Annotated in this window: 8 protein-coding genes and 1 pseudogene; 2 read left to right on the top strand and 7 right to left on the bottom strand. The window is 29.9% G+C overall.

All coding sequences use genetic code 11. The features are described 5' to 3' along the window. Window positions 1–210, bottom strand: a pseudogene (locus ABY298_RS11935) (GTPase HflX); the annotation flags it as partial. Between the two features lie 96 nt (window positions 211–306). Here ABY298_RS11935 and ABY298_RS11940 point away from each other — a divergent pair. Continuing rightward, window positions 307–1,278: an endonuclease gene (locus ABY298_RS11940; RefSeq protein ID WP_372746287.1), complete on the top strand. Its 972-nt coding sequence runs from the start codon at window positions 307–309 to the stop codon at window positions 1,276–1,278. Window positions 1,279–1,343: 65 nt separating this feature from the next. On the opposite strand, the gene ABY298_RS11945 is transcribed toward ABY298_RS11940, so the two are convergent. The 3 genes from ABY298_RS11945 to ABY298_RS11955 form a co-directional block, all read right to left on the bottom strand. Then, window positions 1,344–1,676 carry a hypothetical protein gene (locus ABY298_RS11945; protein ID WP_372746288.1) on the bottom strand — a complete coding sequence of 111 codons (333 nt, stop codon included), beginning with the start codon at window positions 1,674–1,676 and terminating at the stop codon, window positions 1,344–1,346. Between the two features lie 188 nt (window positions 1,677–1,864). Beyond that, on the bottom strand, window positions 1,865–3,928 hold the full coding sequence (locus ABY298_RS11950; protein WP_372746289.1) for a DUF5689 domain-containing protein: 2,064 nt from the start codon (window positions 3,926–3,928) through the stop codon (window positions 1,865–1,867). 11 nt (window positions 3,929–3,939) lie between these two features. Next, window positions 3,940–6,690 (bottom strand): TonB-dependent receptor domain-containing protein, encoded by a 2,751-nt coding sequence (locus tag ABY298_RS11955; RefSeq protein WP_372746290.1) that lies wholly within the window; start codon window positions 6,688–6,690, stop codon window positions 3,940–3,942. Between the two features lie 130 nt (window positions 6,691–6,820). On the opposite strand from ABY298_RS11955, the gene ABY298_RS11960 reads away from it, so the two are divergent. After that, window positions 6,821–7,867 carry an endonuclease/exonuclease/phosphatase family protein gene (locus ABY298_RS11960; RefSeq protein ID WP_372746291.1) on the top strand — a complete coding sequence of 349 codons (1,047 nt, stop codon included), beginning with the start codon at window positions 6,821–6,823 and terminating at the stop codon, window positions 7,865–7,867. 3 nt (window positions 7,868–7,870) lie between these two features. On the opposite strand, the gene ABY298_RS11965 is transcribed toward ABY298_RS11960, so the two are convergent. From ABY298_RS11965 to ABY298_RS11975, 3 genes are all read right to left on the bottom strand, one after another. Next, window positions 7,871–8,383 carry a hypothetical protein gene (locus ABY298_RS11965; RefSeq protein WP_372746292.1) on the bottom strand — a complete coding sequence of 171 codons (513 nt, stop codon included), beginning with the start codon at window positions 8,381–8,383 and terminating at the stop codon, window positions 7,871–7,873. A gap of 10 nt (window positions 8,384–8,393) precedes the next feature. Continuing rightward, window positions 8,394–10,103, bottom strand: a complete 1,710-nt coding sequence (gene recJ, locus ABY298_RS11970) for a single-stranded-DNA-specific exonuclease RecJ (RefSeq protein ID WP_372746293.1) — start codon at window positions 10,101–10,103, stop codon at window positions 8,394–8,396. Window positions 10,104–10,202: 99 nt separating this feature from the next. Continuing rightward, entirely contained in the window at window positions 10,203–10,622 is a 420-nt protein-coding gene (locus ABY298_RS11975) for an OsmC family protein (protein ID WP_372746294.1), read from the bottom strand. Window positions 10,623–10,814 lie beyond the last annotated feature (192 nt).

Genomic DNA, 10,814 nt, shown 5'->3' on the forward strand with positions numbered 1-10,814 from the left:
TACTTCCTCCAGTTTTCCGGTTCCAATAAACGTTTTAGGGTTTGGACTTTCCATACGTTGCACAAATCTTTTTACAGCAACGCCACCTGCCGTAAAAGTTAAAAACTCCAATTCATCTAAATATTCATTGGTTTTTTCTTCGGTTTGGTGTTGTGTAATAATCCCTATTAATACCGCTTCTTCAGATGTAACTTTTCTTTCTTCAATCATAACTTTTTATGATATTTAACTACTTTATTTATTATTGCAAAGATACAATACTAATATAAATCTATTTTTGTAATTTGGAGTTTTAATAATTTATTTATGTTTTCATTTTTTAAATCCCCAGGAAAAAACAAACAAGCTTACACAATTGCTTTTTACAACCTAGAGAATTTATTCGATACAAAAAATAATCCATCTATTTTAGATGATGACTTTACCCCAAATGGTAAAAAACATTGGAATTACAAACGATACAAACGAAAAATTAACAAACTAAGCAGTGTTATTTCACAACTTGGCACAAAACGATCTAACCATTCACCTGCAATTGTTGGCGTTGCTGAAGTTGAAAATGATGTGGTTTTAAATGATTTAATTAGTACAATTAATTTAAAAGATGAACATTACGGTGTTGTTCACTACGATTCACCCGATGAACGAGGAATAGATGTTGCACTACTTTATAAAAAAGAATTATTTGAGTTATTACATTCTGAAACTTTTACACTTTACCTTGAAAACGAATATGGCGAACGCGATTTTACCAGAGATGTTTTATTAGTAAAAGGAAACCTAAATGGCGAATTAATGCATATTTTAATAAATCATTGGCCATCCAGAAGAAATGGCGATGATATAACCGAAGAAAAAAGAATTAAAGCCGCTGAATTGGTAACATCTATTGTGCACAAAATAAATAATGAGACTGAGAACGCAAAAATTATTGTAATGGGTGATTTTAATGACAATCCAACAAATATTAGCGTAAAAAAATATTTGGTTAATAATACATTTTACAATCCGATGGAACGATTGATAAATACCGGAAATGGTACTTTAAACCATAAAAAAACTTGGCATTTGTTTGATCAGATTATATTTACTAAAAATTTTATTAATATTGAAGAAAACAAACATTCTTTTAAATATGCCGAAATTTTTGATGAACACTTTTTAAAAGAATGGAAAGGAAAATACAAAGGAAATCCGTTTAGAACTTATATTGGTAAATGGTACCAAGGTGGATTTAGCGATCATTTTCCTGTATATGTTTACTTAAAAAAGAATTAGTAAAACATAAAAAAAAGGCTTAAGTAAAATACCCAAGCCTTTTTATCACTATTTTTGGTTAACTATTATTTTGATACAACACTTAAAGGCATTGTATACTCTCTATTTACTTTACCTGGATTTTCAAGTTTTACTCCATTTAAATTTGTACGAACAAAATTTAAAACATCTTTACTTATAGAATTTACTTTTAAAACCACAATTTCTCCTTCTGTATTAAATGTAAATGTAATGTTTACATTTGTATTATTATCAAAATTGAAGTCTGTTGATTGAATTAACTCAACTATTTGTTGTCTTATTTCATCTTTAGAAACTTCTGGTGTTTCAATGTTATTTGCAAATAAACTCATTGTTCCTAATGTAAATGCTACTAATAATACTTGTAATTTTTTCATAATATTTGGTATTTATTTTTGTTTCTATTTATATACCAAATTTACGGCTAAAAACTACTTGTTTTAAGCTTTAAAAATATTTACCGCTTTAGAAATGTTTTTCTTTAGGTTTTGCATTATTGATAATTTTTTAACATTTCACATATCTTAATTTGTGATATTTGGCTTTTTTAATGCTTTTTTTTACACTATCTTAAATTAGGATTGAAATCATTTGGCGCATTTTTCGGCGTATTTGGGTAAGAAATCAAATTATTTGATGCATCTGAAGAAACAGTCCATTCGCTAATTGTGAATACCGTATTTGGCTCAACAATATCTAAATTTCGAACTGCTCTTCCGTCTAAATATTCCCAATTAGTACCATTTCCATCTTCACCAATAACTCCAAAAATATCAATTCTAGCTCCAGTATTATCTACCAATTCATAAACATCATCGCCATTTCCAGAAATATAGGTAGATTCCACCTCAGGAATATCACTAAAAACAGTTTTATAATCAGAAGCTGCAATAATAACAAAACCTCCAACCGGAATTGTAATTCCACTTAATTCTACTGGCGAACTTGAAACCGAAGTTGCTCCGTTAATATATTTATTCAATTTCCAGCCAGATAAATTAATTTCAGTATCTCCTGCATTATACAATTCTACAAAACGGGCATTTACATTATTTATAGGATCTGCTACTTCTGTTATCATAATTTTAGGAATAATTACTTCACACATCTCAAAAGCACCCGAGAACTGAACATCATTCTCTGTTCTTAATTCTAAATACGCATTTAACACACCTATTATTGAACCATGACCTTTTGGAAATAATTGATTGGTAAAAGTTGCATTTCCATTAGTAAACACACTTAGTTTTGTAGTTTGATTACACGTTTCTAACGTTCTGGTAGCATCTTCATTTCCTGTAAAAAAGGTAAATGCCTTTCCTAATTCGTTTTCTACTAACTGAACATCATTTACTTTAACTAAAGTATTTTGATAGATCTCATTTTGAATATCTGTAATTAAAATCTCAGTAGGTACTACTTCACTATTTTCTCCACTATTATATATAAAACTTCCAATTGCTTCCTCATCAATAACAGTAACTTTAGTACTTTTTGGATAGCCAACACTTAAAACACCATCGTTTTTTGTCATATACAATTTATTTAGTTTTACAAAAACCTTATCTCCAATTGCATATTGTTCAAAAATAAGTTCTTTATCAATTAAAATTTGAATTCCGGCAGTTGGGTTTTCTGGTTTATCTTGAAGTATTAATTTATTTTCAAAATTTCCCGACGCATCGCTAGAAACCACATAACCTTCAACAATATATTCAGTATCCACACCAAACTCAACCATTGTTCCTGTGTACATATCTTTTACTTCTTGCAAAGTTAAAGTTGGTGTTAAAACATTTGAATAAGTACAACGTGCTTGGTCAAATTTTACATCATCTGTATCGCGTAAATACAACTGATAATCATCGTAATAATTACTAAAAATAGCAACAACACTTCCTTTTCCTTCTGGTAATAATTCGTTTTTAAAAGTAGAATAACCACTATTTCTAACAATTACCTCATTTAACAAATTACAATTTGCATCAAAACTCTCTAATACTCTGTTTACTGTTGATGTATTATCTACATTTGCGTACGATTGCCCTAAATCTGTAGTTTTAAATTGTACATTTTCAATTTCAACCAACATTTCCAACATACTTTCATCAAGCTCAGAAACAGTTACCTTTTTAGGAACAATTTCTGCTTCTTCACAAGATCTAATAATGTAATCGTTAATTTCATACGATGAAATTCTACCTAAATCTCCAGCATCGGCTTTTCCAATTTGAATACTTCCATAACTATAACCAATTGCTAAACCTTTTAGTTTTACATAAATTTTTCTTCCAACGTTGTATTTAGAGTATAAATTGGTTTCATCAATAGAAATTTTTATGGCTGATGTTGGATTTTCAGGTTTGTCTTGAATAGAAATGGATTTGTAAATATTCCCAGATTGATCACTAGAAACCACATAACCTTCAATTACAACATCCGTATCTACAACAGTGTAACTACCATAAGTATACATTTCTTTTACTTGTGCTATGGTGTTTGTTACTGTTAAACTTGGCTCCGTACATTCTACATTTGGTGTTGAAAAATCTTGATCTTTTACGCAGCCTAAAAACGTACTTAGTAGTACAAATGCTGCCGTATATTTTATTAGTATATTCTTATTCATGGCTAGTTCTTTTAAAATCTTACATATAAGTTTAAATAATAGGATGTTTTATTTCCGTACCAATATTTTGGACCAAAAATTGGTTTATTTAATTGTTTATCTTCTTTTAGTTCTGGGTAATTAGATTTTCTGGATTGTTCAAAACCTCCTGTTTTATACAATTCGCCCAAAATATTATTGATACCAACAAAAAATCCGATATATTTATTGTTTACTCTCCAAGATTTTCCTCCAACTGCATCCAACAAAAAGGCATCGTCAAATTTTTCTTGTACTAATAAATCATCTACTTGTTCTTGAGTAACTGGCAAACCTGTTTCATCATCTAAAAACGGAACACCATCGGCATCAATATAAAAATTATCGGTACGCAATAAAGGTGATATATCTAGGTAATTATTACTTAACAAACTTCCATTTATTTGAAACCACCAATACGCCGGATCTCTATATTCAAAAGCTAAAGAATAGGCTCTTTGTGGTGTTCCTGAAACTTTATAGTTTTTTAAATAGGTAGTTCCAAAGTCGCTATCTTCATTAATTAAACTTTCCGATTGAATGTAAATATGTGGATTATTATTATATGTAAACTGACCAAAAGAACCAGCTCCTAATAATTTTATAGTTGATGTAACTTGATATTCAATACTTAATTCAGCTCCAATATTTAACTTATCTACACCTGTGGTAATTTCATTTACAAAATCTGCCTGATCACCTAATAATCCTTCAGCAAAAAAGAAAGATGTTTCTATAGCATTACTAAATTTGGTATAATAGGTTGTAACTCTCGATTGAATTTTTGGTGATCTAAAAATATAGCTCACATCACCCGTTAAAATTTTCTCACTGGTTAAGTCTGGCGTAATATTGTTATTAACTCTAGAGTTTGAAAATGTAGTTTTAATGTTTGGAGCGTTAGAAATATAGCCTCCATTTAATGTTACCAAATGCCTACCAGTTATTTTATAGGTTAATCCGCCTTTAGCGCTAACATCTGTAAACGATTGTTTTTCTCCTTTTCCAAAAGAATTTGTGTTATACGTTCCGTTTTTATACAATCCATTACGCTGAAAACTAGTACTTTTAAAGTTAATACCTGCAAAATAATCTACCTTTCTTTGAGTAGCTCTAATTTGAGCAAATGCACTTGCAACAGAACCATTAATGGTATAATTATACTGAAACTTATCACCAACACCAACAACTCTATTAGGGTTGTTTAAATCGTTTTGTTGAGCATCACCAATGGCATATTGATCTAAATCTTCAAAACCATCACTCCCTAATAAATCTAACATTTTACCATAATTGTTAGATGTTAACTTATTAAAACTAACACCTCCACTTAAATTTATATGATCATTTAAACTTGTATTTAAAACAGAACTTAAAGAAATTTGAGTATCATCAACTCTATCCTCATACAAATAATACAACGCATTGCTTTTGTTTGCATTTAACAAGTATATTTCATTCCAGTTTATTTGTCCATTATTTATAAAATCTTGTTCGGATAAATACGCATTTGCATAATCTAAATCATCGGAATATCTTAAATAGCTGCTTGGTAAATTTTTCCAATATGTTGGATCTGGGTTTGGAGCATTAAAATACCCTAACCTACTATTACCAATATGACCAAATTGAAACGCGGCTGTTGTTTTAAGGGTTGTATTCTCTTTCTCGTAAATATGCGTTAACATTACAACAGGCTCAACAACTTCTTTAATTCTAGAATTTCGTTTATCACCTTCTTGATACCCCCAATAAGCATTGTATGTATATCCTTTTAAATCGTACACTTCTTGTGTGTTTGGCGATGATTTACCTCTACGATTTGGAGATGTAAATGCCGTTAAATTTATACTATTATTGGTGTTTATTTTTTTCTCAATTGCTAAAAATGCCGCCCAAGCGTTGTAGGTTGTACCATCTAAATAACCTTCTTGCGCAACTCTTCTAGATGCTGAAACGGCAAAAGCCCAACCATTTTTATTTAACCCAGTTGCATAGTTAGCCATAACTCTGCCGGTATAACTTTTATTGGTTGCTGCTAATGATACTTTTCCTCCAGCTTGATAATCGGAAGCGCGTGTTGTAAAATTTGTTGCTCCTAAAATATTTCCAAAGGAAAAATCTGAAGCTGCAATTCCGTTAGACGATTCCTGATTTCTGAACACATCATTTAAACCTCCCCAATTTCCCCATTGCGGACGACCATCATACAGTTTATTCATTTCAATACCATTTATGGAAATTATACCATAACTAGAATCGTAACCACGAACTTTAAACCAAGACTGACTATAATTAAAAGCGGCGGCTCTTAAATACGCATCTTTTGAAGATTGAAATAAACCAGCAATATTATCTGAACTTCGTTCGCCATCATCTAACAAATCATCATCAGATAATAGAATAATGCTAGACTCTTGTAATTCAGGAATAAAAAGTTGCAATATTACAGTTCCTAAATTTAAATCCTTTTCTTCCCTTAAATGTATTGGTATTTTTTGTGCTTCAAATCCACTTAAATAAACTTCAATTACATAAGCTCCTAAAGGAATTTTTTCTAGTCGAAAAATTCCGTTATCATTAGTTTGTGTTTGAAATTCTGCGCCACTTATTTTAATTGAAACACCTTTTAATGGGGTTTGCGAAGTAGATTGAACCACACCGTTTATAGAGCATAGTTCTTGCGCAGTTATTTGATCAAAAATTAACAAACTAATAATAACTGTTAAAAAGTATTTTTTCATTAACAAGTTATTTTTTTGTTAAAAATAACAATATTATACGGTTTTATCAAAGTAATTAAATTGAAATAAAATTAAAAAACTATATTTCTGGCTCAAAGTTTGTTTGTAATTTAGCCATAAAACAATTCGCATGAAACCATACAAAATACTTTTAATCTATTTTTTAATTTTCACAACCTATACTTATAGCCAAAAAAAATACGATATAAAAACTGTTGCTTTTTACAATTTAGAGAATCTTTTTGATACCGAAAATGATACACTTATAAACGATGAAGCGAGTCCTATTATGGAGATAAAAGAGAACAGAGAAGAAACCTATCAGTTAAAATTACAAAACATGGCAAAGGTAATTTCTGAAATTGGAGAAAAGGACACCAAAAACAGCCCTGTTATTTTAGGTGTAGTAGAAATTGAAAACAGAAAAGTATTAGAAGATTTAATTGCAACGGATTATTTAAAATCTAAAAAATATGGCATTATTCACTACAATTCACCAGATTTAAGAGGTATTGATGTAGCTCTTTTATATCAACCTTCATTTTTTAGACCAACACATCATCAAACATTTGAGCTCAAATTATGGGAAAGTGATGGAACGCGTATTTACACCAGAGATCAATTGTTAGTATCTGGATATTTAGGTGATGAGTTGATTCATATTATTGTAAATCATTGGCCTTCTAGGCGAGGTGGAGAGGAAAAAAGCAGACCAACAAGAGAAAAAGCTGCTTTTTTAAATACTCAAATAATTGAGCAAATTAAACTAACAGATCCAAATCCTAAAGTGATTATTATGGGTGATTTAAATGACGACCCAATTAATTCGAGCTTAAAAAACATTTTAAAAACAAAAGCTAAAAAATCAGACGTTAAAGAAGGTGATATTTACAACCCAATGGAAGATATGTTTAGACGTGGACAAAATACATTGGTATACAGAGATAATATAAATTTGTTTGATCAAATTATGTTTACTTCTCCTTTATTGGCTCATAAAAAAGAATACAATTCGTACAAAATGTATAAAGCAGGTGTTTACAATCCACAATATTTAACAACCCAAACAGGTAAATATAAAGGATATCCTTTTAGAAGTTGGAGCTACGGTAGTTTTACTGGTGGTTACAGCGACCATTACCCAGTTTATATATATTTGATAAAAGAAACTAAATAAAAATTAGTCTTTTAAAGATTTTGAGATTGTTAAATAATCATTCTTTAAACTGTCTTTATATTCAGCTAAGGTCCAGCAAAGCACCTTATAAAAGTGCGTTTTTGTTTCAACAACAGTAATAAGCATATAAAAACCTGTTCCTTCCTCTGTCCAAGTCATTTCAATTTGCGAATGATTATTACCGTTATTTATAAATTCGGCAATTGGAGACAAGGCTCTGTTTTCTGCATTTACTTGATACTCTTCAATAAAGTTTTCTAAAAATTCTGTTGGATTTAAAAAAAGCATTCCTAAAGATTGTAATTCTTCTTTAGAGTCTTCAATAGTTATTACATATGCTTCCTTTACCGCATTTTGATATTGTAAAGAAGCTGCGTCATTTAGTTCAAATGATTTCATCATATACCTAGGAATATCCATTGTATAACTATGACCTCCTTTTTGAGAAACAAAATTCTGCGCATTTATATTTATTGAAAAAAGTAAAACAACTGCTAAAAGGTAAATTGATTTCATAATATTTATTTTAATTTATGGTATTTTCTTCTTGTAAATCTTTTAGTAATAATTGAATACTGGTATTACCATTCCAATTATTTTCATCAATATTATAGGCTGCTTTAAATGCATTTCCATTTTTAACTATATCTATTTTATCGCCCATACCAAAACCAATGGCATTGTATGTAATTTGATTAGCACCTTCAATAATACTTAATTTTAAATGCGATTCATCTGCACCAACATTTCTACCGTAGCCATTATCTCTTAATCCCGATGAACTAAAAGTAGGTTTCATATTTTGTGGTCCAAATGGCCCTAATTGATTGATGATTCTGAAAAATTTAGGCGTAACTTCAGAAAGACTAATTTCTGCATCAATGGTAATTTCTGGAGTTCTTAACTCTTCCGGAAGTGTATTTTTAACTACTTCTTCAAACTTTGCTTTAAATTTTGGATAGTTTTCCTCTGTTAATGTTAAGCCTGCAGCATATTTATGTCCACCAAATTGCTCAATAAATTCTGAACATTGCTCTAAGGCATCGTACACATCAAAACCTTTTACAGAACGTGCAGATGCTGCTAATTTATCACCGCTTTTTGTAAACACAAGTGTTGGCTTGTAATAAGTTTCTATTAATCTAGAAGCCACAATACCAATAACACCTTTATGCCAATTTTTACTATAAACAACAGTTGAAAAGTTTTGTTGTTCATTATTTTCTTCAATTTGTTGTAAGGCTTCAATGGTTATAGTTTTATCAAGTTCTTTTCTTTCAGTATTATTTTGTTCAATTTCAGCGGCAAAATTAATGGCTGTTTCAAAATCAAGCTCCGTTAATAATTCAACTGCATAATTTCCGTGCTTAATTCTTCCTGCAGCATTAATTCTTGGTGCAATTATAAAAACAACATCGGTTATAGATAATTCTTCTTTTTTTATTTGATGAATCATTGCTTTAATACCAGTTCTTGGAGATTGATTGATTATTTGCAATCCGTAATAGGTTAAAATTCTATTTTCACCAGTAATTGGAACAATATCTGCAGCAATTGCTACTGCTACCAAATCTAAATATTCAACTAAATCATTAATTGTTTGATTTCTTTTTGAAGCTAATGCCTGAATTAATTTAAACCCAACACCGCAACCACATAATTCTTTATACGGATATTCACAATCTTCTCTTTTTGGATCTAAAACAGCTATTGCATTTGGAATTTCATTTCCTGGCCTGTGATGATCGCATATAATAAAATCGATACCTTTTTTATTGGCATACGTAACTTTATCAATAGCTTTTATACCACAATCCAAAGCAATTATTAGTGATATATTATTGTCTTCTGCAAAATCAATTCCTTGATAAGAAATGCCGTAACCTTCGTTATATCTATCGGGAATATAAGTTGCAATATTTGGGTGAATTGTTTTTAAATACGATGCCATTAAAGAAACCGATGTTGTTCCATCAACATCATAATCTCCATAAACTAAAATATTCTCTCCGTTTTCAATTGCTTTTTCTATCCGTTCAACGGCTTTATCCATATCTTTCATTAAATACGGATTATGAAGATTGTTTAAATCTGGTCTGAAAAAATTTTTAGCCTGTTCAAAAGTTTCAATTCCACGTTGTACTAACAATTTTGCAATAGTATAGTCAACTCCTAATTCTTGAGCTAAATTTGAGGTAATAATTTTGTTTGGTTCGGGCTTAAAAGTCCAACGCATAGCATTAATTTTTCTTCAAAAATAAGGAAAATATATTCAAAAAATAGCCAAAAGCATATTGCAATTGGCTATTTATACATTAAATCTTATAGTATAAGATTACTGTTCTACATATACTATTTCGTGAGAAATATCAGAGAATTTTCGAAACATTTCAAAAACACCACAATAGCGTTCAACAGAAAGATTCACCGCTTTTTCTATTTTATCTTTTTTAAAATCACTTCCATAAAAACGATAGATAACCTTTACTTTATCGTAAATTTTCGGGTGTTCTTCAGTTAAATTTCCTTCAACTTCAATTTTAAAATCATCCACTTCAGCGCGCATTTTTTTCAACAAAGAAGCAACATCCATAGCAGAACATCCTGCTAATGCAGTTAACATCATTGCTTTTGGGCGTAACCCTTTTCCTTGTCCGCCAACATCTTCAGCAGCATCAATCATTACAGTTCCTTCAAGAGCAACTGATTCAAAAAGCATTTGTCCTTTCCAACTAACTTCAATTTTATTTGTCATAATTGTAATTCAAAAATTAATTATTTCAAATTTACATGAAATAATTTCCTTTTACAGTAACTTTTTTTACAATTTAATTACTAATATTTATACAAGGTTTCTTAAAAAAAAGAAACATTATATTTTACGCATTAAATAACTTTTTCTCCTTTATATTTAAATGAATAATTAGTATATTCGGTAACTACTTAA

This window comes from Lutibacter sp., from assembly GCF_041596795.1.
Lineage (GTDB): Bacteria > Bacteroidota > Bacteroidia > Flavobacteriales > Flavobacteriaceae > Lutibacter.

Excerpts from the sequence above, each read along its gene's own strand:
- ABY298_RS11940 (WP_372746287.1), top strand. The coding sequence starts at position 307 with ATGTTTTCATTTTTTAAATCCCCAGGAAAAAACAAACAAGCTTACACA.
- ABY298_RS11945 (WP_372746288.1), bottom strand. The coding sequence starts at position 1,676 with ATGAAAAAATTACAAGTATTATTAGTAGCATTTACATTAGGAACAATG.
- ABY298_RS11950 (WP_372746289.1), bottom strand. The coding sequence starts at position 3,928 with ATGAATAAGAATATACTAATAAAATATACGGCAGCATTTGTACTACTA.
- ABY298_RS11955 (WP_372746290.1), bottom strand. The coding sequence starts at position 6,690 with ATGAAAAAATACTTTTTAACAGTTATTATTAGTTTGTTAATTTTTGAT.
- ABY298_RS11960 (WP_372746291.1), top strand. The coding sequence starts at position 6,821 with ATGAAACCATACAAAATACTTTTAATCTATTTTTTAATTTTCACAACC.
- ABY298_RS11965 (WP_372746292.1), bottom strand. The coding sequence starts at position 8,383 with ATGAAATCAATTTACCTTTTAGCAGTTGTTTTACTTTTTTCAATAAAT.
- recJ (WP_372746293.1), bottom strand. The coding sequence starts at position 10,103 with ATGCGTTGGACTTTTAAGCCCGAACCAAACAAAATTATTACCTCAAAT.
- ABY298_RS11975 (WP_372746294.1), bottom strand. The coding sequence starts at position 10,622 with ATGACAAATAAAATTGAAGTTAGTTGGAAAGGACAAATGCTTTTTGAA.